Origin of the sequence: Candidatus Dechloromonas phosphoritropha (assembly GCA_016722705.1) — a bacterium.
Taxonomy (GTDB): domain Bacteria; phylum Pseudomonadota; class Gammaproteobacteria; order Burkholderiales; family Rhodocyclaceae; genus Azonexus; species Azonexus phosphoritrophus.
Genome location: JADKGN010000001.1, coordinates 219,404 through 245,048, shown reverse-complemented (window position 1 = coordinate 245,048; position 25,645 = coordinate 219,404). Strand labels below are relative to the sequence as shown.

General features: G+C 60.7%; 24 protein-coding genes, 1 tRNA gene and 4 pseudogenes. 13 read left to right on the top strand and 16 right to left on the bottom strand.

Annotated features, from left to right (window positions below):
* Positions 1–19: 19 nt before the first annotated feature.
* The 3 genes from thrS to IPP03_01170 all read right to left on the bottom strand — a co-directional run bounded on the left by thrS (position 20) and on the right by IPP03_01170 (position 3,498).
* Positions 20–1,936, bottom strand: a complete 1,917-nt coding sequence (gene thrS / locus IPP03_01180; protein MBL0351373.1) for a threonine--tRNA ligase — start codon at positions 1,934–1,936, stop codon at positions 20–22.
* A gap of 131 nt (positions 1,937–2,067) precedes the next feature.
* A tRNA-Val gene (locus IPP03_01175) sits at positions 2,068–2,144 on the bottom strand.
* A 49-nt stretch (positions 2,145–2,193) separates the two neighbouring features.
* Positions 2,194–3,498: a M18 family aminopeptidase gene (locus tag IPP03_01170; protein ID MBL0351372.1), complete on the bottom strand. Its 1,305-nt coding sequence runs from the start codon at positions 3,496–3,498 to the stop codon at positions 2,194–2,196.
* A gap of 100 nt (positions 3,499–3,598) precedes the next feature.
* Here IPP03_01170 and IPP03_01165 point away from each other — a divergent pair, with 100 nt between their 5' ends.
* The 3 genes from IPP03_01165 to IPP03_01155 are packed head-to-tail and all read left to right on the top strand — an operon-like array spanning position 3,599 to position 4,953.
* On the top strand, positions 3,599–3,742 hold the full coding sequence (locus IPP03_01165; GenBank protein ID MBL0351371.1) for a hypothetical protein: 144 nt from the start codon (positions 3,599–3,601) through the stop codon (positions 3,740–3,742).
* Between the two features lie 14 nt (positions 3,743–3,756).
* Positions 3,757–3,957: a SlyX family protein gene (locus IPP03_01160; protein ID MBL0351370.1), complete on the top strand. Its 201-nt coding sequence runs from the start codon at positions 3,757–3,759 to the stop codon at positions 3,955–3,957.
* Between the two features lie 9 nt (positions 3,958–3,966).
* On the top strand, positions 3,967–4,953 hold the full coding sequence (locus IPP03_01155; protein ID MBL0351369.1) for a phosphoesterase: 987 nt from the start codon (positions 3,967–3,969) through the stop codon (positions 4,951–4,953).
* A 333-nt stretch (positions 4,954–5,286) separates the two neighbouring features.
* Here IPP03_01155 and IPP03_01150 read toward each other — a convergent pair.
* A pseudogene (locus IPP03_01150) lies at positions 5,287–5,580 on the bottom strand (type III restriction endonuclease subunit R).
* Between the two features lie 293 nt (positions 5,581–5,873).
* Between IPP03_01150 and IPP03_01145 the strand changes: the two are divergent.
* Positions 5,874–6,251, top strand: coding sequence for a hypothetical protein (locus IPP03_01145; GenBank protein ID MBL0351368.1), 378 nt, complete (start codon positions 5,874–5,876; stop codon positions 6,249–6,251).
* 150 nt (positions 6,252–6,401) lie between these two features.
* Positions 6,402–8,735 (top strand): DNA topoisomerase IV subunit A, encoded by a 2,334-nt coding sequence (gene parC / locus IPP03_01140; protein MBL0351367.1) that lies wholly within the window; start codon positions 6,402–6,404, stop codon positions 8,733–8,735.
* Positions 8,736–8,802: 67 nt separating this feature from the next.
* On the opposite strand, the gene IPP03_01135 is transcribed toward parC, so the two are convergent.
* Positions 8,803–9,372, bottom strand: a complete 570-nt coding sequence (locus IPP03_01135; protein MBL0351366.1) for a phasin family protein — start codon at positions 9,370–9,372, stop codon at positions 8,803–8,805.
* 253 nt (positions 9,373–9,625) lie between these two features.
* Between IPP03_01135 and IPP03_01130 the strand changes: the two genes are divergently transcribed.
* The 4 genes from IPP03_01130 to IPP03_01115 are packed head-to-tail and all read left to right on the top strand — an operon-like array spanning position 9,626 to position 13,173.
* Entirely contained in the window at positions 9,626–12,478 is a 2,853-nt protein-coding gene (locus IPP03_01130) for a DUF2339 domain-containing protein (protein ID MBL0351365.1), read from the top strand.
* Positions 12,479–12,497: 19 nt separating this feature from the next.
* The gene (locus IPP03_01125) at positions 12,498–12,704 is read left to right on the top strand and encodes a hypothetical protein (protein MBL0351364.1); all 207 of its coding nucleotides are present in this window, start codon (positions 12,498–12,500) and stop codon (positions 12,702–12,704) included.
* A gap of 38 nt (positions 12,705–12,742) precedes the next feature.
* Entirely contained in the window at positions 12,743–12,961 is a 219-nt protein-coding gene (locus IPP03_01120) for a hypothetical protein (GenBank protein ID MBL0351363.1), read from the top strand.
* Positions 12,962–12,981: 20 nt separating this feature from the next.
* On the top strand, positions 12,982–13,173 hold the full coding sequence (locus IPP03_01115) for a hypothetical protein (GenBank protein ID MBL0351362.1): 192 nt from the start codon (positions 12,982–12,984) through the stop codon (positions 13,171–13,173).
* Between the two features lie 84 nt (positions 13,174–13,257).
* Here the strand turns inward: IPP03_01115 and IPP03_01110 are convergent, their stop codons facing one another.
* On the bottom strand, positions 13,258–13,785 hold the full coding sequence (locus IPP03_01110; GenBank protein ID MBL0351361.1) for a superoxide dismutase family protein: 528 nt from the start codon (positions 13,783–13,785) through the stop codon (positions 13,258–13,260).
* Positions 13,786–13,888: 103 nt separating this feature from the next.
* Here IPP03_01110 and moaA point away from each other — a divergent pair, with 103 nt between their 5' ends.
* Positions 13,889–14,965 (top strand): GTP 3',8-cyclase MoaA, encoded by a 1,077-nt coding sequence (moaA, locus tag IPP03_01105; protein ID MBL0351360.1) that lies wholly within the window; start codon positions 13,889–13,891, stop codon positions 14,963–14,965.
* A 41-nt stretch (positions 14,966–15,006) separates the two neighbouring features.
* Here the strand turns inward: moaA and IPP03_01100 are convergent, their stop codons facing one another.
* Positions 15,007–15,621 carry a hypothetical protein gene (locus IPP03_01100; GenBank protein MBL0351359.1) on the bottom strand — a complete coding sequence of 205 codons (615 nt, stop codon included), beginning with the start codon at positions 15,619–15,621 and terminating at the stop codon, positions 15,007–15,009.
* A gap of 36 nt (positions 15,622–15,657) precedes the next feature.
* Positions 15,658–16,935, bottom strand: coding sequence for an NUDIX hydrolase (locus IPP03_01095; GenBank protein MBL0351358.1), 1,278 nt, complete (start codon positions 16,933–16,935; stop codon positions 15,658–15,660).
* A gap of 167 nt (positions 16,936–17,102) precedes the next feature.
* Between IPP03_01095 and IPP03_01090 the strand changes: the two genes are divergently transcribed.
* Positions 17,103–17,345, top strand: a complete 243-nt coding sequence (locus IPP03_01090; GenBank protein ID MBL0351357.1) for a hypothetical protein — start codon at positions 17,103–17,105, stop codon at positions 17,343–17,345.
* Between the two features lie 428 nt (positions 17,346–17,773).
* On the opposite strand, the pseudogene IPP03_01085 reads toward IPP03_01090, so the two are convergent.
* The 5 genes and pseudogenes from IPP03_01085 to IPP03_01065 all read right to left on the bottom strand — a co-directional run bounded on the left by IPP03_01085 (position 17,774) and on the right by IPP03_01065 (position 22,298).
* Positions 17,774–18,115 (bottom strand): annotated as a pseudogene (locus IPP03_01085) (transposase).
* A complete protein-coding gene (locus tag IPP03_01080) occupies positions 18,043–18,588 on the bottom strand; it encodes a winged helix-turn-helix domain-containing protein (protein ID MBL0351356.1) in 546 nt (181 codons plus the stop codon). Before IPP03_01080 ends, IPP03_01085 begins: the two are co-directional and overlap by 73 nt.
* A 32-nt stretch (positions 18,589–18,620) precedes the next feature.
* Positions 18,621–19,721: a hypothetical protein gene (locus IPP03_01075; GenBank protein MBL0351355.1), complete on the bottom strand. Its 1,101-nt coding sequence runs from the start codon at positions 19,719–19,721 to the stop codon at positions 18,621–18,623.
* A gap of 99 nt (positions 19,722–19,820) precedes the next feature.
* Positions 19,821–21,384: pseudogene (locus tag IPP03_01070) on the bottom strand (transposase).
* 50 nt (positions 21,385–21,434) lie between these two features.
* Positions 21,435–22,298 (bottom strand): hypothetical protein, encoded by an 864-nt coding sequence (locus IPP03_01065; protein MBL0351354.1) that lies wholly within the window; start codon positions 22,296–22,298, stop codon positions 21,435–21,437.
* Between the two features lie 84 nt (positions 22,299–22,382).
* On the opposite strand from IPP03_01065, the gene IPP03_01060 reads away from it, so the two are divergent.
* Positions 22,383–23,027: a winged helix-turn-helix domain-containing protein gene (locus IPP03_01060; protein ID MBL0351353.1), complete on the top strand. Its 645-nt coding sequence runs from the start codon at positions 22,383–22,385 to the stop codon at positions 23,025–23,027.
* Here the strand turns inward: IPP03_01060 and IPP03_01055 are convergent.
* The 3 genes and pseudogenes from IPP03_01055 to IPP03_01045 all read right to left on the bottom strand — a co-directional run bounded on the left by IPP03_01055 (position 22,985) and on the right by IPP03_01045 (position 25,256).
* Positions 22,985–24,561: pseudogene (locus tag IPP03_01055) on the bottom strand (IS66 family transposase). The gene IPP03_01060 and the pseudogene IPP03_01055 sit on opposite strands and share 43 nt — an antisense overlap.
* A 9-nt stretch (positions 24,562–24,570) precedes the next feature.
* Entirely contained in the window at positions 24,571–24,948 is a 378-nt protein-coding gene (tnpB, locus tag IPP03_01050) for an IS66 family insertion sequence element accessory protein TnpB (GenBank protein ID MBL0351352.1), read from the bottom strand.
* On the bottom strand, positions 24,948–25,256 hold the full coding sequence (locus IPP03_01045; protein ID MBL0351351.1) for an IS66 family insertion sequence element accessory protein TnpB: 309 nt from the start codon (positions 25,254–25,256) through the stop codon (positions 24,948–24,950). The genes tnpB and IPP03_01045 overlap by 1 nt, the downstream gene beginning before the upstream one ends.
* Positions 25,257–25,347: 91 nt before the next feature.
* On the opposite strand from IPP03_01045, the gene IPP03_01040 reads away from it, so the two are divergent.
* Positions 25,348–25,632: a transposase gene (locus IPP03_01040; protein ID MBL0351350.1), complete on the top strand. Its 285-nt coding sequence runs from the start codon at positions 25,348–25,350 to the stop codon at positions 25,630–25,632.
* The last annotated feature ends 13 nt before the right edge of the window (positions 25,633–25,645 follow it).

The window sequence follows — 25,645 nt, the reverse complement described above, 5'->3', positions numbered from 1 at the left end:
CCCCCGAAAACAACAATAATTAAGCCGTGCCACTGCGCGCGGCAACTTCGCTTCGAAGTCGCCCGATCAGTTCATCGACGGACATCTGTCCGAGATCCTGACCTCCGCGAGTACGCACGGCCACCATTTCGTCCGCCTTTTCCTTGTCCCCCACGACGAGCTGGTAAGGCAGGCGGTTCAAGCTATGCTCGCGGATTTTATAGGTTATCTTCTCGTTGCGCAAATCCGCCTCGGCCCGAAAGCCCGCCTGGTGTAGCTTTTGCGCGACTTCGGCGGCGTAACCGGCCTGCTTTTCGGAAATATTGAGGACGACGGCCTGCACCGGCGCCAGCCACAGCGGCAAGGCTCCCGCGAAATTCTCGATCAGGATGCCGATGAAGCGCTCGAGCGACCCGAGGATCGCCCGGTGCAGCATGACCGGCGTCCGCCGTTCGTCGCTGCCGGCCACGTATTCTGCGCCAAGCAGGCCGGGCATCGAGAAATCGACCTGCATCGTGCCGCATTGCCATGAACGGCCGATGGCATCCTTGATATGGAATTCGATCTTCGGGCCGTAGAAGGCGCCCTCGCCCGGCAGTTCGGTCCACTCCAGACCCGATGCCTGCAAGCCGCCACGCAGCGCCTCCTCGGCCTTGTCCCAGACATCGTCGGACCCGACGCGACCCTCGGGACGCAACGCCAGTTTGACCACGACGTCGTGGAAGCCGAAATCGGCGTAAACCTTTCTCACCAGTTCGTTGAAGGCTGTCACCTCGGACTCGATCTGCTCTTCGGTGCAGAAGATGTGGCCGTCGTCCTGCACGAAGCCGCGCACGCGCATCAGGCCATGCAGGGCGCCGGCCGGCTCGTTGCGATGGCAGGAACCGAATTCGCCGTAACGCAGCGGTAGTTCGCGGTACGAGCGCAGGTCGGCGTTGAAGACCTGGACATGGCCCGGACAATTCATCGGCTTGACCGCATAATCGCGGTTTTCCGATGACGTCGTGAACATGTTGTCCTTGTAGTGCTCCCAGTGCCCCGACTTTTCCCACAGCGTCTTGTCGAGAATCTGCGGGCAGCGCACTTCCATGTAGCCATTGTTGCGATAGACGGCGCGCATGTACTGCTCGATTTCCTGCCAGATCGCCCAGCCCTTGGGGTGCCAGAAGACCAGGCCGGGCGCTTCGTCCTGCATGTGGAACAGATCGAACTGCTTGCCAAGACGGCGATGGTCACGCTTCTCCGCTTCCTCCAGCATGTGCAGGTAGGCGTCGAGATCCTCTTTCTTGGCCCAGGCGGTGCCGTAGATGCGCTGCAACTGTTCGTTGCGATGGTCGCCGCGCCAGTAGGCGCCGGCCACCTTCATCAGCTTGAAGACCTTGAGCTTGGCCGTGGTCGGCACGTGCGGGCCGCGGCAGAGGTCGATGAAATCACCTTCACGGTAGAGCGAAACCTGCTGGTCGGCCGGAATCGCCGCGATCAGCTCGGCCTTGTATTTCTCGCCCTGGTCAAGGAAAAACTTGACCGCATCGTCGCGCGCCCAGACTTCGCGGCTGACCGGGATGTCTTTTTTCGCCAGTTCGCCCATGCGCTTTTCGATGGCGGCCAGATCCTCTGGCGTAAACGGACGCTTGTAGGCGAAGTCGTAGTAGAAGCCGTTTTCAATGACTGGACCGATCGTGACCTGCGCCTCGGGGAACAGTTCCTTGACGGCGTAGGCCAGCAGGTGCGCCGTCGAATGGCGGATGACTTCCAGGCCATCGGCGTCCTTGTCGGTAACGATAGCGAGATCGGCGTTCTGTTCGATGAGGTACGAGGTATCGACCAGTTTGCCGTCAACCTTGCCGGCCAGCGCCGCACGCGCCAGGCCGGCGCCGATGCTGGCGGCGACCTCGGCGATCGACACCGGTTGTTCAAAGGAGCGAATGGAACCGTCGGGCAGTTTGATATCAGGCATGACGCGCCTCAAGGCAAAAAAAAAGTGCGGGGCGAGCCGCACTTTTCTGGTCGAACGAAAGCTGACTCGGTTAGAGTTTCTGAACGGTGAGGCGAGTTCGGAAAACAACCATTTCAGCTCCGTCAGGAATTTGGTAGGCGGTATTGGAATCGAACCAACGACCTCCACGATGTCAACGTGGCGCTCTAACCAACTGAGCTAACCGCCTGAAGAGACGCGAATTATAAGGATGTCAGGGGGCAAGTCAACAAAAACAGTCAATCCGAAAAGGCCACCCTCAGGGCGGCAATCAGGTAGCCGTGGTCGAGCACCCCGGCACTCTCGCGGATACTGTGCATGGCCCACAACGGCGAGCCGACATCGACGCTCGGCACGCCGAGGCCAGCCGCGACGAGCGGGCCGATGGTGCTGCCGCAGCCGAGGTCGGCCCGGTGTGCATACTGCTGGCAAGAGACTCCAGCTTTTTCACACAGCCGCATAAAGCGCGCGGCACTCTCGGCACCGGTGCTGTAGCGCTGGTTAGCGTTGGTTTTGATGACCGGACCACCGTTGACCGCAACACGATGTCCCGGCTCGTAAGCCGCCGGGAAATTCGGGTTGTAGGCGTGCGCCATGTCGGCGCTAATGGAGAAGCTGCGGGCCAACGCTCGGCGGTAATCCTCGTCGTCAAGCCCGGTGCTGCCAGCGATCCGGCGCAGCACGTCGGTGATGAAACTTCCCCCAGCACCGGCAGCACTCTCGCTACCGACCTCCTCGTGGTCGAAAAAGGCGCAGACATTGGTCGTTCCCGGGTCTGACACGCTCAACAAGGCCTCCAGCCCGGCGTGACACGATGCGAGGTTGTCGAGCTGGCTAGCGGCGATGAATTCCTGCCCCGCCCCCCAGAATGCGCCGGGCTGCGTATCGCAAGCGCACAGTTCCCAGCTCTGGATGGCATCGGTTGCAACGTCAAGCTGCTCGGCAAGCAGCGCGTGGAAGCGCCCTTCGTCCAAGGCATCGGCGCTGGATAAAGCCAACACCAGCGGCAATTCGGTCTGCTTGTTGAACTTGAGGCCGTTTTCATTGACCTCGCGATTCATGTGGATCGCCAGGTTGGGCAGGCGCAGCAGCGGTAAGCCAAAATGGACTAGGCACATTTCAATGTCGTCACCGGCACGCACTGCAACCCGTCCGGCCAGACTCAGGTCGCGGTCGGCGAAGGTTGCCAGGATCGGCCCGCCATAGACCTCGACCGCCAGCCGGAGCAGGCCATCGCCGTTCACCAACGTCTTCGGCTTGACGCGCAGACCGGGCGAATCAGTGTGGGCGCCGACCAGCCGGAAGCCGCGTTCGATCAAGGAAGCGCTGCCAACCACGAAAGCGATGATCGAGGCGCCGCCGCGAATCACGAAATAACGTCCGCCAGACGCCAGTTGCCAGCGTGCACCCTCGTGCAGCGTGGTGAATCCCGCCTGTTGCAGCCGTTCGGCCATCGTGTGCACGGCATGCCACGGGCTGGGACTGGCGTCGATGAAGTTCAGCAGGTCGCGAGCCTGTTCCCGGGCGGGCGCGGATATTTCCATGGTCTTCGCTATCTCGGAAGCAATGGCCGAAAGATACCAAAGCTCGCGCGACGACGGGCGTGAATCGCAGTAAGATTTGACGTTTTCCGGGAGACGCACGATGAACGTGGGCTGGATCGTACTGGGCGTTTGCCTGGTTTTCGTGATCGGCGTAGCGCTGCCTCTGATCAGTCGGCGCGATGTGGACAACCCCCCCCCGCCACCCGCCAAGGAAACCCTGCGCGACTGGCACAACGAAAAATAAGCGAAGGCAGGCGAATGGAATCGCGCATCACCGAACTTGAAATCAAGATCACCTATACCGAAGACCTGGTCGACGAACTGAACCGGATCGTCTTCCGCCAGCAACAGCAGATCGATCTTTTGATCAACGGAATCAATAGCTTGCGCGACCAGATTCAAGCCGCCGCTCCGGCCGAGCAGCACAGCCTGCGCGACGAATTGCCGCCGCACTACTGAACAACGCCCGTGACCCCGGTTACCGTTCTCTATCACGCCGACTGTCCGGACGGCTTTGGCGCAGCCTACGCCGCCTGGCTGCGTTTTGGTGACCACGCCATCTACTGGCCAATGCATCACGGTCAACCGTGGGAAATGGCCGAAATTGCCGGCCACGCAGTCTATGTCCTCGACTTCTCATTTTCGCCGGAGAAGCTCGAAGCAATGGCTGGCGTCGCCGCTTCGGTCACCCAGATCGACCATCACGCTTCCGCACTTCAACCGTGGGCCGACCGCCTGGACAAATCCCCTGACGGCACCGAATTCTTTCGCCACCCCACTCTGCCGCTGACGGTCGTCTTCGACCTTGGCAAATCAGGCGTTCGTCTGGCTTGGGAGCATTTCCATCCGGATCGCCCCGTTCCACTCGTGCTGCGCCATGTCGAGGACGTCGACCTGTGGCGCTTCGCGCTCCCGGGCTCGCGCCCCATCTCCCGCGCCCTACGCCTGCTGCCGTACGATTTTGCCGCTTGGGACGAACTCGTGCGCCAGGCGGACGCGCCGCACACGCCGCGCTACCTGGTCTTGCTGGCCGAGGGCGAAGCCATCGAGCGCTTCTTCCAGAGCGAGATCGAACGCCTTGCACAAGGCAACCTGGTCATGCCCGCCCGCCTGCACGGCGAACCCGTGGATTTGCTGCAGGCGCAACGTCACGGACTGCCGACGGTGAGCGACGGCGAGCGCGGCTGGCGCGCCGTCGACGGCCTTGCCGTCAACGCCAACGCGTTGTTCGCGTCGGAACTTGGCAACCGCCTTGCCGAGCAAAGCGGCAGCTTCGGCCTAACCTGGGAACTTGGCGCCGGGGGCGACGTGAAGGTTTCGCTGCGCGCTGTCGGAAGGGTCGATGTAGCCGCGATTGCCGCTGGCTACGGGGGCGGCGGACACCCGAACGCAGCTGGATTCAGAGTGCCGCTCGCCCGCTTTGCGAGCGAAATCCTTGGCAAGGCCAAAATATAAATAGATTTAAGTAACATTTACAATTATATGATTTTTAAGATTTAATTTATAAACTTAGTGGATCTATGCTCTTGGAGCAGCGGAAAGAACGACCCACGGCTGTAATCCACGCAACCCCGGCCACATTGGGGCATTTCCTGTCTGACGTCACTGATTTTACGTGAATTGAAACCGAATTATTATTTAATATGATCAGCAAGTTATCAGATATTAGTTATGTTATTTATCACAATATTCCGAATTTTGGCTGACGAAAACGCACATTCGAGCACCAGATACCAAAGTCACTGATACCGATCATGCTAAATGATGTTTTTCAATATATTCATGACACTATGTAATACTATTCATGTGCTTAATCACGATGTCCTGAATCTCCGCTGGTTCAAGCGCCACGTCCCAGCGCCAGACGCCAAAACCGCTGCGGGCATTGATCGCCTTCACCCAAGCTTCGAGAGCAGCACGTTTCGCTTTGTTCTGGTCGGAGTCCTCGCCCTTGATCTCAAGCACTAGCGTCTTGCCGTTGCTCAAACGAATCAGGAAGTCCGGAACGAAGCGTCGCCGGCTGCCGTTCCACAGGTAATAAATCTGGAAGCCAAGGTGGTCGTTCTTGGCGTAGGCGACCACCTTCCCAAGCTGGAAGACGACAAGAATGACGGGTTGTGCTGAGCCAACCGAAAGTTCCTGTCTTGCTGCGGTCGACCGTGAAAAACAGGCAAATTTCAGGAACGCGAAACAAGCGCTGGCAACCCGACGCGCTGCCCGCCGGTTTACACGCGCTGGAGAATATGCTGCTATAGTGGCGCTTTGCAAAAAACTATCGGTTCACCGTTGTCAATCATGCTGCGAATTTTGGCCGCAGTTTTTGCAACGTCTTGTTCAATCATTTCACATCCCCACTGGAGATCAGAATCATGAAAATTCATCTACTTGTCATTTCCGCCTTCCTTGCCCTGACCGTTTCCGCCTGTGGCGACGACGCCGCCAAGAAAGCGGCGGAGGCCAAAGCTCAGGCCGCCAAGGTAGCCGCAGAGGCGTCACAGAAGGCCGACGAAGCAGCCAAGAAGGCTGAAGCGGCCGTTGGCGCAGCCACTGACGCGACCAAGGAAGCCGGTAAGGAAGCTGTCGAGGCGACCAAGGAAGCCGGTAAGGAAGCTGTAGTGGCGACCAAGGAAGCTGTCGAGGCGACCAAGGAGGCCGGCAAGGAGATGGTGGTCAAGGCTGCCGACGCGACCAAGGAAGCCGCCGATGCCACCAAGGATGCTGCCGACAAGACCAAGGCCGCGGTCGGCAAGTAAGCACCAATCGCTTCGTCGGGCCGGGCCAGAGGGGAACCTCTGCCCGGCTTTATTACGTCTGGCAGACCGTGCCCGGAACTTCTCAGGTAACATCGCGGCCTTGATGCACGGCTGACGCCACCCGGTTCCTCGTTTGCAAAAATTCCTGCCATGACCGATCAACTGAAGCTCTTCGACACCGGCACCGGGCCGAAAACCTCCGACCCGACAGCGCCGGAACTGCCGCCGACCCTGCCGCCGGCGGCCAGCGCTCCGGCCGGCGATATTCCCTCGCCCGCCGACTACGCTGCCCGCCGCTACCTCGAATATGCGATGAGCGTCGTCACCGGTCGCGCCCTGCCCTCGGCCGCCGATGGCCAGAAGCCGGTACAGCGTCGCATTCTCTACGCCATGCATCGCATGGGGCTATACCGGAGCCCGCGCCACGTCAAGTCGGCGCGCGTAGTCGGCGATGTGATCGGCAAATACCACCCACACGGCGATTCGTCGGTCTACGACGCGATGGTGCGCATGGCGCAGGACTGGAGCCTGCGTTACCCGGTGGTCGACGGCCAGGGCAATTTTGGTTCGCGCGATGGCGACAACGCGGCGGCGATGCGCTACACAGAAGCCCGCCTGACGCCGATTGCCGAACTGCTGCTCGCCGAACTCGATGAAGGCACCGTCGACTGGAAGCCCAATTACGACGGCGCCAACGACGAGCCGGCGCTGCTCCCGGCCCGCCTGCCATTTTGCCTGCTCAACGGCGCCTCCGGTATCGCCGTCGGCATGGCAACCGAGATTCCCGCCCACAACCTGCGCGAAATTGCCGCTGCCGCGGTCAACCTGGTAAAGAACCCAAATTTCAGCGAGGACAAACTGCTGGCGCTGATTCCCGGCCCCGATTATCCCGGCGGCGCGCAGATCATTTCAACGCCCGAGGAAATCGCCGCCACCTATCGCGGCGGTCGCGGCAGCCTGCGTGTACGCGCCCGCTGGAAAATCGAGAATCTGGCGCGTGGCCAGTGGAAGCTGGTGATTACCGAACTGCCGCCGGGCGTCTCGACCGCGACGGTGATGTCGGAAATCGAAGCCTGCTCGAACCCGGTCGCCAGGGAAAAGGCCGGCAAGAAGGTGTTCACGCCGGAACAGCTCAACCTGAAGGCTGCCTTCCTGTCGTCGATTTCGGAAAGGGGCGTGCGCGACGAATCAGGCAAGGAGCACGCCATCCGCCTCGTTATCGAGCCGGCCTCGTCGCGCCAGGGTCAGGACGATCTGGTGCGCCTGCTGCTCGCCCACACCAGCCTCGAAACCAACGCCGCGATCAACCTGACCGTGATCGGCGTCAACGGCACGCCGCGCCAGGCCTCGCTTCACGGCATGATCGCCGAGTGGTGCCGGTTCCGGCTGGCTACCGTCGAGCGCCGCACGCGCCACCGGCTGGCCGCTGCAGAGAAGCGCATCCATATCCTCGAAGGTCGACAGGCCATCCTGCTCGACATCGACCGCGTCATCAAGGTTATCCGCGAATCGGACGACCCCAAGGCCGATCTGATGGCGGTCTTCAATCTGTCGGCGATCCAGGCCGAGGACATCCTCGAAATCCGCCTGCGCCAGTTGGCACGACTGGAAGGGATCAAGATCGGCGAGGAACTGGCGAAACTGCGCGAGGAAGCCACGGGATTGAACCATCTGCTGAGTTCGGAAGAAGCACTGCGCGCCTGCGTGGCCAGCGAAATCCGGGCCGATGCAAAGAAGTACGGCGACGACCGGCGGACACTGATCGAAACGTCGGAGAAGGTCACGATGTCGGACGCCAAGACGGTTTCCATCGTCGACGAGCCGACGACGCTGATCGTCTCGAAGCATGGCTGGCTGCGTTCGCGCACCGGCCCCAACATCGATCCCGCGCAACTCAGCTTCCGTTCCGGCGACAGTCTGCTCGCCTGCCTGCCCTGCCGCACGGTCGACCACCTGATCCTGCTCGATACCAAGGGCCGCGCCTACTCGATTCCGGCGTCCGACATTCCCGGTGGCAAGGGTGACGGCATTCCCGCCACCTCGCTCGCCGACTTCGTCGGTGGCGGCAAGCTGGCACTGGCACATGTGGTTTCCCCCGAGCGCATTTACCTCGTCGCCTCCGACGGCGGCTACGGCTTCCGCTGCCGGGGCGAGGACTTTTTGTCTCGCGGCAAGGCCGGCAAGGCATTCCTGACCCTCGGCGACGGCGAATCACCGACCGTCTTCATGCCCGCGCCGGCCGGCGGCGAGGTCGCCTGCCTGACGCGGGACGGCCGTTGCCTCGTCTTCCCCGTCGAGGAGATCCGCCTCCTGCCGCGCGGTCGTGGCCTCAAGCTGATCGCAGCCGACCCCGGCAAGACTGCTCTCGGCGAGATCGTCGCCGTCGTTGACGGAGCGGCCGGCAAGCTCAAGGGCGAACGACTCGAACTCTGTCGTGGAAGTCGCGGCGGCAGAGGCAAGCTGATCCGGATCAGCCGGAGGTGAAGCCCGTCCGGGCGCAAAAAAGCCGGAGATGTCTCCGGCTTTTTTGCGCCCGGGCGACAGTCAGTACTCAGGCGGCCTTCTTGGCGGAAGCCTTGGTTGCGACGGCCTTCGGGGCAACGACGTTCGCAGCATTCAAGGCTGCTTCGGTGGCGGCGTTGACGCTCGCTTCGGCGACATTGGCAGCCTGTCTGGCAGCCTTGTTCATGCCTTCGAAGGCGTCGTTGGCGGTCTTCATGGCGCCCTTGACGGCTTCCACGGCTACCTCGGAACCGGCCGGAGCAGCGGCCAGAGCCTGATCGACAAGATCGGCGACATTGGTATTGACGGCTGCGACACGGGTTTCGACTTCCTTGGCGATCTTGTCCTTGGTTTCGGTGGCGACAGCGATGACGTTGCGCGAGTATTCCATGCCCGTTTCGATGGCCGGGGTGGCAAGCTTCTGCTGCATGTCGATGAAGGACTTGATGTCGGTCGTGCCGAGAAGCGCGTTGAAGTTGGCGACGGAGGTTTCGGCGAAGGAACGACCGGCGTTCAGATTCAGCGCCGCGAGGCGCTCGATGCCGTCGAGGGCGGCATTGGCGAGCAGGGAAACGGAACCGATACCGGCGTTGGCGAGGTCTTGAGGTTTGAAGTTCATGGTGAGTTTCTCCGTAAAGGTAATACTTGCTTGAAGTAGCCTATTGCCCGCTTGACTCAACTAAATTGCTGCGCTGCAACATGAGTTCATTCTAGCCTTATTTGGCTCGTTGTCAACAATTTTGTTGCAGTGCACCATTTGCTGGCAGGGCGCCGGGTTGCGCCACGTCAACCGCCGGTTGCGCCGCGCGGGTAGAATTGCCCGCTTAATCGCTACGGACAGACGCAGTTCGAACTTGTCGAGGAAGACAGTCATGTGGACCATCATCGTCGGTGCTGTCATCGGCTTGCTGCTCGGCAGTGCCTTCGGCGGTAAACTTTGGTTCTTCGGGGCCATCGTCGGGGCGCTGGTCGGCGGCTACTTCTTCCGGAACCGGCATCTTATGGGGAAGAGCCAGCACGAGCTGGAGCAGCGCCTCCTGACGATTGAGCAGCGCCTGGCCGAGCAGCGCAGCGAACTCGGGGTGCTGCGCCGGCTGGTCGCGCCAGGCGAGCCGTCGATCGTGCCACCCGTCGTCGGGACCACCGAACCCGCCTCCCCGCCTCCTGCGGCCGGAAACGCCGCCGAGGCACCGGCTCTAACCGCAGCGGCGAGCGGCACTGCCGTCAGGCCGCCACATTCGCAACAGCGACCCCGGGAGCACTGGGTCGACCTCGATGCCCTGCTCGAACCGCGTAAGCCATCGGCCGCCTTCGAGAAAGATCCGTCACCATCCGATCCGCAAACTGCCGAGTCCCGACCCGACCCGATGGCCGACTTCATGAAAGGCAGGTTCGGGATCGGCGGCGAACGGCTGGAGGTTCCCGGCTGGCTAAGGTGGTTCTGGGAATCCAACCCACTCGCCAAGATCGGCATCGTTCTTCTCTTCTTCGGCGTCGCTTCGGTGCTGCGCCTGGTGATCGATTACGGGCTGCTGCCAGTACCGGTACGCCTGATCGCCGCAGCCGTCGCCGGCATCGCGTTGATCGCCTTCGGCATCGCCAAGGCGCGAGATGCACGCCACCGTGTCTTCGGGCTGGCACTGCAAGGGGGAGGCTTCGCATTGCTCTACCTCGTCGGCTATTTCATGCTCACCCGCTACGCAATGATCGGCCAGGGGCCGGCGTTCGCCGCCTTCGCCGCGCTCGGCGTCGGCTGCGTCGCCCTTGCAGCACGCCAGGACGGCCCTGTGCTGGCGGTGCTCGGCCTCTCCGGCGCATTCCTCGCGCCGGTGCTTGCTGGCAGCGAAACGCAGACGCCGCTGCCGCTCTTCCTCTATTTCACGCTGCTCAACGTTTTCATCCTTGGCGTCGACTGGTTCCGGGCGTGGCGCGTACTCAACATCGCCGGCTTCGTATTCACTCTGGCGGTCGGCATGGTCTGGGCAATCGGCAACTACCATCCGCCGCACTATGTGGTGACGCAAGTCTTCGTTATCCTCTTTCTCGCCGCCTACTCGGCGATGCCAGTCGCCACTACCATTTTCCGCGCGCCCGGCAGTGCGGGGTGGCAGGACGGCATGCTGCTTTTCGGCGCACCACTGGTCGGCTGTTTTCTACAAGCACAACTGGTAGGTGACACACCCTACGGTCTGGCGTGGAGCGCGCTGGCCGGTTCGCTCTGGTACTTCATGCTCTGGGGGCTGATCGCGCACCGCGCCTCCAGTACTCCGCCGCTCATCGCTTACGCCCATTTCGGGATTGCCGCCTTCCTCGCGACCATCGCTGTGCCGCTCGCCTTCGACGCCCAGGTGACTTCCGCCTTCTGGGCCGCCGAGGGCGCCGCCGTGGTCTGGTATGGCGTCCGCACGCGCCGGACAATTGCCCAGGCCACCGGCCTGCTGATGCAGGTCGCGGCCGGGATCGCTCTGTTCCTCGGCTGGCATGCGCTGCATCGCGGACTGCCAGTAGCCAACGATGCGGTGCTCGGCGCCGCCCTCGTGGTTGGTGCCGCGCTCTTCTCTACACGCATCCTGCAGCGGATCGCGGGGACGACACCGGTGCCGCCCACGCTACCGCTGGGCTGGGCGGCGGTCTGGTGGTTCACCACTGGCTTCGCCGAGATTTCCCGCTGCGCGCCGTGGGCGTTGCAGCCGTCGTATCACCTGCTGTTCGTCGCCGCGTCGGTGGTCGCAGTCGACGGACTTAGCATGCGCTGGCGCTGGCCACAATTGCGGGCGGCCAGCCTGCTCCTGACGGCCGCGGCGGCGCTGGCCGCTGTCGTCACCATAGGCCGCATCGGGCACCCGTTCGCCGGCTTCATGGCCTTTGCGCTGCCACTTGCGCTCGTCCTTCACCATATTTTGCTCGCCGCCGACGAGAAGCGCGGTGCGCCGTCCTTTCAGTCCGTCCGACATGTCGGCGGCTGGTGGCTGCTACTCGCCTCGCTGGTGCTGGAAACTTCGTGGCAGGCCGAGCGCCACGCCGAACCGCCCCACTTCTGGGCATTCGTCGCCGTCGTCGCTGTACTCGCGGCGAGCATCGCGCTGGTTGCCGGTGGCGCGAAGCGCGGGCTGTGGCCGTTCGCCGTCGCCGAAGCGCACTACGTGCCGCTGGGTATCTTCCCGGCTCTGGCCGGGCTGGTTGTGCTGCTGCCGTTGGGTAACGCCACGCTCTCCGGTGCCGACGGGCTCGGCTGGCCCTACTTGCCGCTGCTCAACGTCTTCGACGCGACGCAGGTTGCCGCCACGGCTTCACTCCTGCTGCTGGCGGGCGTGCTGAAGCCGGAGGAAGGCCGCCTTCTCCGCGGAGTGCTTATCGCCCTCGCCTTTATCTGGCTGTCAGCTCTCGCCGCGCGCATCGCCCACCACTGGGGCGGCGTGCCGTTCGCGGGCGAGCCGCTGCTACGGTCGACGCTCTTCCACGCGCTGCTCACGCTGTTGTGGACTGGCACCGCCATTGCCACCCTGGTCCTCGCCTCGCGCCGTGGCTTACGCATGGCGTGGTTCGGCGGCATCACGCTGCTCTGCGTCGTGGGCGCCAAGCTCCTGCTTTTCGACGCCGCCGGGCGCGGTACCCTGACCTGGGCGGCAACATTGATCGGCGTCGCGCTGCTCGTCCTCGCCGCCGGCTATTTCGCCCCGCTGCCACCGGAAGAGCGGGGGGCGACACGCGGGGAAGGCGAATAGCGGTATCGTTACGCGGCGCTTGTCCCCCCTCCCCCGCACGACGATGACCCACGACCCCGACCGCCTGGCGCCGACGATGACGGCCGATGCCCAGCGCCAGGGCGCGACACCAATCTGGCCGAGATCGAGCAGCGTTGCCGCAACTGGTGCGCCGCCGGTGACAGCGATGAGGCGCGCACGCTGCGCCACGCCCTGCTCGCCACCGGGCTCGACCAGTGGGGACTAGCCTACAGTCAGGCCTTCGAACCTGCCGCAATTCCTACCTTGAGTGCGCTGCTCGGTTCGCTGCAGACAGCGCTGGATACTGCCGAAGACGCGCACTTACAGCACTTTTTCGCGCAACTCGACGCGGTCGAGACCGACGCGCTGGATTTCAAGATCGAATTGCGCCGCAATATTCATCTGGCACTCTGGGACGCCATGACGGCCTGCGATGACAGCGCGGAGGCACAGCGCATCCTGCGCGCTCTCGTGAGTCTCTGATACTGGCGCTGACCCGACGCATGCCGCTGCTCGGCTGGCGGCTGCTGGCGGATGCGCTGGCCAGTATCCAGATTCGCCTGCTCAGCGACTCGTCGGCCAGCAGCCTGGCGCAGGAAACGACCCGGCAACTGTTTGCCGCACTGCGCCAGAACCTGCCCGGAAAACAGTATCAGGCGATCCTCGCCTATTCGGGACAGGCAGTGCTAGCTTAGCAACAGTCGCGGCGCGCCGCCAAATAAAACGGACCGGGAAAATTCCCGATCCGTCGCCTGTTGCGGTCAACCCTGAAAAGCCACCTATTTCTTGACGATGACCCCGCAAGCTTGACGGCCACCGGAATTGCCGGTTGGTTGCGTCTTGTAGTCGTCCAGCGTGGTGTGAACGATGACGCTACGTCCGATGATGTTGCCCGGCCCTTCACCAAGCGTCGGTCCCTCGATGTAGGACACCTGGCGGGCGATGCCCTTTTCGTCGGCGACCAGCTGCACCATGTCGCCGGCGTGATGCTCACCACGCTCGGGGTTACCGTGGGGCTTGTTCGTGGGGTTGAAATGGCCGCCGGCACTGGTGCCGTCCGGCGCACTGCAATCGCCCTTTTCATGGATATGGAAGCCATGGAGGCCCGGCGTCAGGCCGCTGACCTCGGCAAATACCTTTAATTTGGCGCCTGATTGAACGAAAGTAACCGTGCCACTAACCTTGTTGCCCTGCGTCGGTGCCAATTGTGCCTCCGCACGGTCGGCGCTGGAACTGCCCATGCCGCCCATGCAACCGCTAAGCAACCCGCTGCAAGCCAGCGCGCCAACGAGAATGAACTTTTGCATTTTTGATGCCTCCACTTGTTTGTAACTGTGCGAATACCCATAATCGGCGGCCTGACTCAACAGCCGGCTTCATTCTGACGCCGAACACCACGCCTGACAAGCCATGCAAAACGAGACCCTGAGGCCCGAAACGACGCCCGACGGACTGAGCGATTTTACTCCGACAATCGATACCAAGCAGCGCTCCCGTGCGCCGGGCACGCTGGTTGATAAATATGGCCGACGCATCACCTACGTCCGCCTGTCGATCACCGACCGTTGCGATTTTCGCTGTACCTACTGCATGGCCGAGGAAATGACTTTCCTGCCGCGCAACGAGGTCATGAGCCTCGAAGAATGCCTGCAGGTCGCGTCGGTCTTCGTCGGCCTCGGCGTCAGCAAGCTGCGCATCACTGGCGGCGAACCGCTGGTGCGCAAGGATGCGCTGTGGCTGATCGAGCGCCTCGGCGCCCTGCCCGGCCTCGACAATCTGGTCATGACCAGCAATGGGTCGCAGCTCGACCGTTTCGCGCCAGCGCTCAAGGCCGCCGGCGTCAAGCGCATCAATATCAGCCTCGACACCCTCAAGGCAGAGCGCTTCAAGGCCATCACGCGGATTGGCGACCTCGCCAAGGTGCTCAACGGCATCAAGGCGGCGCAGGCGGCGGGCTTCCAGCGCACCAAGCTGAATGCAGTGATGATGCGCGGCACCAATGACAACGAATTCGGCGACCTCGTCCAGTTCGCCGTCGACAACGAACTCGACCTGTCCTTCATCGAGGAAATGCCGCTCGGGGAAATACACGGGCGCAACGGCACCTATATTTCGTCCGAGGAAACACGAGAAGCGCTGGCCCAGCGTTTCGACCTGATTCCGTCGGCCGAATCCTCTGGCGGTCCGGCACGCTACTGGCGCATTCCCGGGTCGGAAACGCGGATCGGCTTCATTTCGCCACACAGTCACAATTTCTGCGACACTTGCAACCGCGTGCGCATCACCGCCAAGGGCGAGCTTTACCCGTGCCTGGGGCAGAACGATGCGCTGCACCTGCTGCCGGTACTGCGTGACCATCCAGGTCAGGATACCCCGCTACGCCAGGCGATCATCGACAGCATGGGCATCAAGCCCTTCGGCCACGACTTCACGCAACAGATGGATGCGCCGCAGGTGCTACGCTTCATGTCGATGACCGGCGGCTGATTTTCGACCGATTTTTGCGGTCGACCGCGGCAGTGACGCTGCTACACAGGCTTCAGAAAATCCGCGTACCACTCGGAATGATCACCTTCATGCCCTGGCATGCCAGGTCGTGTAAGGCACCCTTTTGGAGGAACATAGCTGTCAATCCTTCGCTCCGGCCGCTCGTGCCAGCGAATGTTGAAGGCTGCCAGTTTGGGGAAGAAAAACAGCGTACTGTAGGACAAGTGGTCGTGAATCCACCACGCCATCGAACGCCAGTCGCCGCCTTTCGCGTAAAGCTCCGCGAACCACGGAATCACGACGCAGGCGGTCGCGCCCATGCAGCCGCTTTCATCCCTGCGATCCCATATATGGGCCGCATAATTCTTCTCGTTCGATGCACAGTTAAGCTTGTTGCGGTTGCCAAATTCGTTGATCGATGGCGATCGATAAGCCGAGCGAATGGCAATCCGCCCGAATGCTTCTTGCAGGGGTTCGAGAAGTTCCTCGCACAATCGACTGCCGGCGGCAATGGCCAAATCCGGATCGTCCGGGATATTCGGCATACCGTAATGATTGGCAATCTCGCTGTAGAGAAAATCGCGGAGGTAGAACGACTTCGATAGACGAACGCGTCCGAGGTCTTCAAGCGCAGCAACAGACGTAGGTTTTTTCATTCCAGATCCTTTCGTGAGTGGCAATGGCACAAGGAGCTATTCGGCAACTTCGTCCCGCCCTGGATCGATTGAGTAATTCTTGTCCTCAATGCGCAGAAATTTTCTGAGCCCAAGCGGTTTGGTATGCGCATCGATTTGTTCGCGAACAGTCCGCTGAATATCCCCGCTCTTGATCCGGGTGTTCCCCTCCGGATCTTCGCCATGCTCGACCGTTTCAATTATCCGCAATGTATTTCGGGTAATCGAAAATCTGTGATCGATCCCCTTGGTGCGCCCGAAAGGTGTATCGACAGCCTCGAAGCATAGCTGCAGCCAGCCATCGCGACCTTGAACATCGTCGGCCCCACAGCGATAGCGGTAGCGTGATCGGTCGAAAAAAATCAGGCTCTGTGACAAAGGCACCCGGTAAAACTCTTGATCGCGACACTCGATCAGTTCAATGCCGGCACCGCGCAACTTCTCGCCCAAATGATTCAGAGACGACTGCAGGTCCGCGCCGGAAACCTTGGCCCACGCCGATGGTAAGAGTACGGCATCGCCCGTCTCGGAAAACTCCAGTCCCTTCGCATGCCACGCAAGCCCAAAGAGTGTTCTTCGCTCCTCGTCGGTAAGCGCTACCTTAACCGGACGCTCCTTGCCGGTACGCCCGCAGGATAACGGTGACGTGGCATCGACCGGAACATCGACCGAGTCCGTCTCGTCTTGCCGGATGCTCTGATCGAAAAATGATTCCGGCACCTGCTCAAGCCGATCGGCCAGATCCACGCCAAGATTTGCGTGCAGCGCCTCGACATACGCCGCCCTGCCGTCCGGCCGAGTCTTCCTGGCAAGGTCGGTCGGCGAGAACCATGAGAACCGATCCGGGCTTGCCGAAAGTTTCTCGAACAACCTGACTTGTCCAGATTGCGTCAGGGTAACTTCGAACACCTCGATCAGGTATTCGGTGAACGCATGATTATTTTTTGCGCCCTCGACTTCCCGATACGGTCTGAGACGACGCCAATTGCGAAATTCAAAGTGTTCTCGGTGGCGCAAGCCGACTTCCTCAAACATTTCACGGACGAGAGTGCGTTCAAGGGCGGCAATCGCATACGTCGAGCCGGCTCTCTGAATCAGCGGCAATGCCTCCGCTAATTGCAGTTCTTTGGGTAGGTCAGAGAGATTTAATCGGCCACCGGGCAAGACAAAATTCCCTATCTGCCGTCGCGCAATGTCTTCCCGATGATGTAACAGAAATTTTCCGTCGATGCGAATCAAGCCCCATGCCAAGTAAATATAGCGAATCGGCTTTGCTGCATGCTGGCGATGTGCCATTGCTCGCCGCGACTCCAGCGACCACAGCAGATTCCTTTGCTCTTCGACGATTTCGTCGGGTCTATGCGCACCTTGGACCCAATAATCGGATTCAAAAAAAACTTATTCTCGTCGGCGAGTCCGGTCAACAGCGAATTTGCTACGAGTTGGGCAGGAAAAGACACGAATTGCCAAGAACCATCCTGAAGCAGGCGCCTATCCAGCACGGCCAAGCTGTCAAGGATGCGTTGGGTCGTGGCGACAATCGCCGTGGCTTCTCCGAGGGCGATGCCACTTTCCTGCGCAACATGCTCAATCAAAGACGCAGCATTGATCTGCGTAGCGAGGTGTCCCTCCTCCGCGCAATGCGGAAGTACCTCGATCAGGGCAGCAAAGGCGGCGTCTATCACTGCGGGAAACTGCGCCGATAAATGGCAAGCGCGAACTGGTTTAGAAAATCTTCGCCCTCTCCTGCTGTCGATCGATAGTTGTCCGCACGGCAGTTGAAAGTGAAAAACAGCGCCACATTCTTTTCACGCGTCTTGGGGTCTAGCGGTAGTGCCGTATTCTTTAGCCGCGCTGGCGAAAGACCATGCCAGAACATCTGATTCCGTTTCTAATTCGTTAATGCATTAACTATCCACGGCCAGTGTACGATTGAGCGGACACGCTGGTGCTCTGATTCAAGGGTTTTGAGGCTCGATTCGAGTTGATCTTCAAGTGCATCGATGCTATCGAAGGCCAGGTTGTGGAAGAACTTCTCGCGCAGTTCATCCCAGAGATGCTCGACCGGGTTGAGTTCAGGGGCATAGGGAGGCAACGGTAGCAGGTGTATGTTTTCGGGTGTTCTGAGTGCTTGGCTGGCATGCCAGCCCGCACCGTCAAGGACCATGACGATCCGATCCATCGGATGGCGTGCCGCCACTTCGTCGAGGAATAGCTGCATGCACGGCGTATTGACGTGCGGCAAGATCAGCGAGTCAAGCGCGCCCGTATCCACATCGACGGCCGCGTAGGCGTAGGTGTATTCGTGGGTGAGCATGGCCCGGCACAACGGTCGAATGGGTTGGGGCGCCCAGGCACGACGCACATCGTTGATGCGCCCGAAGCGCGCTTCGTCCTGAAACATCAGACGGATCGGGGTTCCTTGAGCGAAATCTCTCCGGAGTTCGGCAAGGGTGTCGGGGAGTTTTTTTTCCACGCCTCCTGCGCGGTCGGATCACTTTGCGGATGTCGCTTGTCTGGCGCCAGCTTGCGCCAACCGTTGCGATGTAGCACGTTGTAGGCGGAGGACAGCGCCATCGGGCGTCCCAGCGCTTTCTCCAGGGCCGGCTTGATCTGACTGATGACCAATATACCGCCCTTGGCCGCTTGGTCGAAAAACGGTTTCAACAGTTCGGCTTCTTGCGCTCGGGTGAAATTCTCCCGGTGGCGTCCGCCTCGTGCAGGTTCCGATTCACCGCCTACCCGATGTCCAGCCAGAAACGCGTTGCGTAATCGTGAGGCCCAACTGAGCGAAACGCCGATCACCGCAGCGGTCTGCTCAAGATTCAACCCGTAGCACAACGGCAGAACAACCGCTTGGGCCTGGCGCAGTTGTTCCACACTCTTGGCTTCTTTGACAATCTTCAGCGCCTCCGCTACCGACCCCTCTCCCTTGAACGGCCTTCCCATGCCACACCTCAGATCTCATTGAGATGCACTTATTATTGCTTAATTGGTGTGGACATGGAATGATAGAGCAATACGAGGAAATTGACACCCGGTAACGCCTCCTTGGCCAGCACCAGATTGTTGACTATTTCGCTGAAGTAAACCGCATCGCGCGCTTGTTGCGCCTTGAATACCCGCTCCTTTACCTTGCGATAGCTGTGCACTAGTGCGTCGCGTAGTTGCTCCTCGACCAACTGGGTCACCAATCGATCGTCACCATTGGAAAACAGCGCCAGCAATACCCTTTCATAAGTAACGAGTTTAGGGCCCAGATCGAACATGGCACGCATGTTGATCAGGAACATGAATGCCACGTCCTGCGCTTCGAGCCTATTGATCACGGAGGTATGTGCCGTCCAGTTGCGCACATTTTTCATGATCCAGCCAAGTGCGCTCAAGATGTTCTTTTGCTTCATCGGCATGTCTCGTGCCAAATTTCCAGGATTTGCCGCATCCCATTCGTGTGCTAGCGTCCGTACGAACAGCCGATACAGTTGCTCAATACGCTTTATTTCCAATGCAGACCTGCCCTCCGTGTGACCGATGGGCGGCAAAAAAGCCTGAAGAGTATCGATATAGCCCAGGATTTCGTCGCGGCTGACCCGGTCAACATCGCCACCCTTCGGTGCGATAAACGCCCCAAACTGGAATACCGTCTCGTCGGCTTCCACACGGCTGCGCAAGTATTCGCAGCCCTCGATGATTCCTCTCCGCAAGGTGACATAAGGGTCTTCCCGCCGCTGCCGAAGCCACTCACGGAACTCCGCAAAACCGCTGTCGCTCTTCGAAAACGCCGTGGGTTGTGGCATCAACGCGGTGCGACAGTGTTCGGCAAACTCCAGTGTCGATTCCTTTTCGCCAGTCAGAAAGCAGATGTTTTCGAAAGGTACGCCATTGCGGATCAAGTGGTTGTAGATATAGAACCCACCTTTGCGATGAAACGCCGACTTCTCTACCCCTCGAAATTCGACGGGCAGATCGCGCCCCGCGTCGACGCGCTGCCCAAGGTTGATGTCGATGGCAAAAACGTCATGTTTGGTCCAGTCGCGTTGTGCCACGCGATCGAGATAGTCGAAGACATTTTGAAGCAGCACGACCTTATGGTTTGAACCTATTTTCCTCAGTCAGCCGGCTGCAAGCGGCGGCGAAGTGGCTATCGTGACCGCTGGCAGTGCATAGACTTTCTCTGTCGCTGCGATGATCTGAGCGACGATGTAGCGAACAAGCGCCGCCCAGCGTTCAGTCTTGGTCAACTGAGGCGCAGTCGCTCGAACGGTGTCCAAGCCCTTGCGTACATTAGCAATCATCGCCTTGACCTGATCGCTGGCGGCGTGGGTAATCGTCAGCAGCAAGCGCGACTGGCCGGCATGTTGGGTCAGGCGAGCGACTCCCGCCAGCAGCAAGGGGCGCGACGTGATGGCCTCCAGCCGGGTTTTGGGATGCGCCAGGCGCACATACCAACTCCACCAGTTGTAAATCAGTGCCACGGCACGGGCTGACAGATTGCAGCGTTCCATATCCCGCGTGGTGTAGCCGCCCCAGCCCCATTGGTTTTTCAGCTCATCAAAACCATTCTCACAATCGGCTCGATCCCGATACAACTGGCCAATGGCGCCGAGGTCGTAGTCGGCGTTGCTGACCAACACCGTGTATTCCCAGAGTTTGACCGGTTGCAGCGGTTCGGCAAACCGCAAGCGCTTCTGCCGTTTCTCGCGTGGGCCGGTCTTTTGCTCAGCCACCAGCGAATCCTTGGCCGCACGGCGTAAGACGACAACGCGACGGGCGCGCGTCCAACTCGTCAGCGCGAGTTCCGCCTCGACCGCCTGGAATCCCTGGCCCACATCGCGCCAGTCGTGCCGTGACCACTGACGCTCAATCAGTTGCCTGACGCCCGTCGTCTGGCGCAACTTGAACAGGTACGGCTGCTCAATGGCTTCGAGCTTGGCCATCACCGGTTCATTGCCAAAGGCGTTGTCGCCCCGCACCAGTCGCGGACGTTGCTCGGCGGGTAATTCGATGAGGATCTGGATCAGGCGCGGCAGACTGTACCTGGCCGCCGTGGCGGTACCCTCCTGTACTTCGGCGTCGAGCACCAGTCGGACGTTGGCGATCCAGTAGGTGTGGATGGTGTGACTGGGGCGCCCCGGTTTGGTCGGGTTGTAGCCAATTTCAGCACCGGCCTGATGGCCGTAGAGTACTTTGACGGTAGTATCGCAATCCAGTATCCAGCCGCTACCGAGGGCTTCCCAGATGCTGTCCTTGAGCGCGCCATCCATCCAGGCGGTGCTACGGGCCATCTGAGCTTCATGCTTGCCTCGCTCCTCGTCCGAGCGAGCAGGGGGCCAGATGCTTGAGCGCACGCCGCAGGCTTTCGTCGCTGATGATTTTCGTCATGCCCAGTATCTCAGGGGCGACGCCATCCCCGCGCAGTCCGGTGATGTGCGCATAGCGGTGCTGGCCATCGAGAATCGAGAGCAGCCAGGTGCCCAGGACGTCTCGTACTTCGGGGGCGTTGTTGCTGGTGTAACTCATGGGACAACTGGCAGCCCACCGCTCGAACAATCCACTGACGTCAAGAAACTCGGCAAAGAAGGCCAACTGCCCAAGCGCGCTGGCGCTGCCGTTCTCGTCCCAGCGCACTTGAAAGCGCCCGCCCGGGGTGCTGACGCAAAGGTCACCGCCGCCTCCGCTGCGTTCGACGAGCGCGGTAGCCACAGCTTTGACCATCACCGTTTGCTCAAATGTCATTTCACCCATCGGGTGACCCTCCCGATCCGTTGCAAACCCTTGCCAAGTCACAGTTTGCCTCAGTTTTGTTGGGGGCTACTGAGGAAAATAGGGTTAACATAAATCAACCCATTACCGGTCTTTTGGCTTTCACTGGCTAGCGTCGCAACAGCGTCTGCCGACAATCCTTGAGCACGTCCATCCACCCCTAAAAACACCGTCTTCACCCGCGTACCCTTGCGTGCCGTCGCGGCACCAACACGCCAGCGCCCCAGTTTGTGAATATCGTCAAGGTAAGCCTGCATGACGGCCTTGTCGCTTTTCTTGTCCATCGCCGCCCCTCCTTTTACCTCGAAGATGGTTTCGATATGCGCGAGCTTGTGCGCATCGTTCGAACGCCGCATGTCACCACCATTGTAAAGGTTGAATCGCCCGTCGAAAGCGGCATCGAAGACGACGAGATCGGGGCGATCCTGCATGCGGCTTCCCTCCGGGGCAGCAAACGAGAAATAGGTCTCGAGCGAGAGTTGCTCGACGCCGAAGCCGGCGTTACGGAGGACGTCATAAAGACGCACTGCGTGGTTGGCCTCATGTCCGCTTACCGCCAGACATTGGCGAGCCAGAACGGCAAGCTTCGGATCGTTGCGGTCAAGCAAGAAATCCACGCCGCGACTGCTACTTGTTGCCACAGCTTTTGCCACAGGAAGCGACGCCAGCTTCTGGTTTGGCCGCGAGACATGGAAATTCAGCTCCCCTTGGCAGTAGTAGGCAAACGAAAGTCCGTGGGCAGTACACTGCTCGGACACCAGTTCGACCTTGAACGGCGATACCGCCCGGCCAAGTTCCTGCATATCGACGCACAGGAACCAGCACTCGATCCCCCGTGCCGCGTCGGCCTTGAGCTTGGCCATGTCCTTGCAGTAACCGCTCGCGTCGATTTCCATCTTGAGCGCGTTTCGGTAGCCTTATTCCATTTCCACACCAATTAAGCAATAATAAGTGCATCTCAATGAGATCTGAGGTGTGGCATGGGAAGGCCGTTCAAGGGAGAGGGGTCGGTAGCGGAGGCGCTGAAGATTGTCAAAGAAGCCAAGAGTGTGGAACAACTGCGCCAGGCCCAAGCGGTTGTTCTGCCGTTGTGCTACGGTTTGAATCTTGAGCAGACCGCCGCGGTGATCGGCGTTTCGCTCAGTTGGGCCTCACGATTACGCAACGCGTTTCTGTCTGGACATCGGGTAGGCGGCGAATCGGAACCCGCACGAGGCGGACGCCACCGGGAGAATTTCACCCGAGCGCAAGAAGCCGAACTGTTGAAACCCTTTTTCGACCAAGCGGCCAAGGGCGGTATATTGGTCGTCAGTCAGATCAAGCCGGCCCTGGAGAAAGCGCTGGGACGCCCGATGGCGCTGTCCTCCGCCTACAACGTGCTGCATCGCAACGGTTGGCGCAAGCTGGCGCCAGACAAGCGACATCCGCAAAGTGATCCGACCGCGCAGGGGGCGTGGAAAAAACTCCCCGACACCCTTGGCGAACTCCGGAGAGATTTCGCTAAAGGAACCCCGATCCGTCTGATGTTTCAGGACGAAGCGCGCTTCGGGCGTAACCGGCAACTACGCGGCGTCGAGCGCCCCTACTTCGGCAACGCGTACAAAGGCGAGCGCAGCGGGTTCTGAGCGAACAGTTCTTTCCAGACCCGTGGCGTGAGTTCATGGACGCGGTCGGCGGGGTGCTCGGCGACGCGCTGCAGGACATCGACGAGATAATCGTAGGGGTCGATCTGATGCAGCCGACAGGTAACGATCAGGCTCTGGATGATCCCGACCTGCCTGGCGCCGAACTCCGTCCAGCAGAACAGCCAGGAGCGGCGCCCCATGGGAATCACCCGCAGGGCGCGTTCGAGGTGATTGGTGTCGATCGGCACGTCCGGGTCGGCGAGGAAGACCTCCAGTCCCCATCGTCGATCGCGCGCGTAGGCCAGCACCCTGGTCAGCGGATTGCGCGGTAACAGCCCCTGCGCCGCGAAGCGTTCGCCAACCCAGGCGAAGAAACGCTCGACGATCGGTTTGGCATGCTCCAGACGATAGTCGCGCTTCCTTGCACCGGTGAGCTTTTGCTCGCGGATGCGCTCTTCGACCTGATACAGGTCCCCAATGAGCGCGAGTGCCTGCGCTGCCGCTTCTGGTTCCGCGTCTTGCGCGTCAAAGAACTTACGACGCGTGTGCGCCCAGCATTGGGCGTGCGTGATCCCGATCTGCGCCGCGTAATGACTGTAGGCCTGATAGCCGTCCGACAACAGCACCGCGCCTTCGGCGGCGGTCAGTCCGAGGGCCGCCTCGACGTGCTTGAACTCGCGACTGGCGAAGAAGGGGAAACAGATTTCGTCGCCTTCGCCATACACCGGCCAGAAGTACGCCGCTTTCAGCTTGCCGGGTGCGCCCTGTCCGGCCTTGATCGGCGTCCGTCCATCGCCTTGACGCGCGAGCTGCGGATCGAGGCAAACTGCGCCTCGTAGATCGGTTCGAGCAGAGTGATGCCCTGTTGCCCGATCTGCGTCAGCCACGGCCGGCTGACGGTGATTCCCGCATCGGCCAGGCGTTGATGCTGGCGATACAGTGGCAGGTGGTAGGCAAATTTGTCAATCAGCAGTCCGGCGACGAAGCTGACGTCGGCCCGGCTGCCCTCAATGACACCGGCCGGCGCGTTGGCGCAGACCAGTGTCTGGTTACTCTTGAGCTTGATTACCGGCCGGCGATACTTGATCACCACGTAGCTACCCGGCCGTTGCGCCAGGCGATAGCTGTCCTTGTGGCTGATGACCTCGTAGTCCTCGGGAGAGAGGCCTTCGACTTCCGGCGCGGTGAGCTCGACGACTTCGACTGGGACGCGGTTCTCGTCGAAGAAGGGCACGCTTTCGTCACTGGGACGCTTGCTGGTCGGCTGACGGGTATGCGCGGCGACGGGGCGACCTGGTGACTCAGAACCTGGTGGGGGCGTCGGGAACTCGCCGAGACTCAGTTGGCCGCTCGGCGTGACGTCGATGCGTCGTTCGCTTTTCTGGCCGAAGATCTGGCGCTTGAACCAGTCGATTTGTTGCTTCAGTGCGGTGATTTCAGCAGACAGCGTCTGGCACAGATCCAGCACCTCTTGCGGGCACAATGCCGCGGCTTGTTCGAGGTTGTAAACCGTCTGGTAACGTGCTGAATCCATGCGTGTATTTTAACACAAGCCGCTGTTTTGAAGCGTTTTTATGGGCGCTCCAGAGGCGTGATAACGCTTCTTCCGGCGTCCCGGCTCGATCCCTTCGAGGAGCAGTTTCAGACCGGTCCAGTCGATTTCGCACGTGCGCACTTTATCCCAGTTGGCGACGAAACGGCCTTCTTCGAGACGCTTGGCCCACAGGCAGAAGCCGCTGCGATCCCAGTAGAGCACCTTCACCTGAGTGCCACGGCGATTGAAGAAGACGAAGAGCTGGCCGCTCAGCGGGTCCTGACCGAGGACATGACGGGTGATCGCGTACAGACCGTCGAAGGATTTGCGCAGGTCGACCGGCTGGCCATAGACTTGGACGCGGATTTGGCCTTCAGGGAAAAACATCAGCGGCGCTCCGGCTGCAGGATCAGGCCGCCGCCGAGGTCGAGGGTGAGGTGGAAACGAGCGGGCGTCGCCGTGGTTGTGCTCAGAGGGCCGACGTCGACGAAGGTGGCCGGCTGGCCGCTGGCCTTGTCCTGACTGTCGAGGGCGATGCCCAGACGTGTGCGCCAGCGATGGAAGCTGGTATCGCTGATCTCTTCGCGTTTGCAGAAGGTCGCAACGTTCAAACCGCTGCCCGGAAATCGCGACAGCAACGCCTCCCATTCGCTCGCGCTACGCCGCACCCGCGACCCTTCCCCTGCCTTGGCCATCCTGGCCTCCTCCGCGTTTCGTGATTCGAGGAGGACATTGTCGACAGCACGATCGGCGCTGGAAAGAACGCCGCAGAGTTACCGGTTACTGATGTTTCAGGACGAAGCGCGCTTCGGGCGCATCAACGATGTGCGTCGTGCCTGGGCGCCCCAACCCATTCGACCGTTGTGCCGGGCCATGCTCACCCACCAATACACCTACGCCTACGCGGCCGTCGATGTGGATACGGGCGCGCTTGACTCGCTGATCTTGCCGCACGTCAATACGCCGTGCATGCAGCTATTCCTCGACGAAGTGGCGGCACGCCATCCGATGGATCGGATCGTCATGGTAGTCAAGTCCAAAATCTGCTGTAAATACTCTTCGATCCGATGAATGACGAATGGTT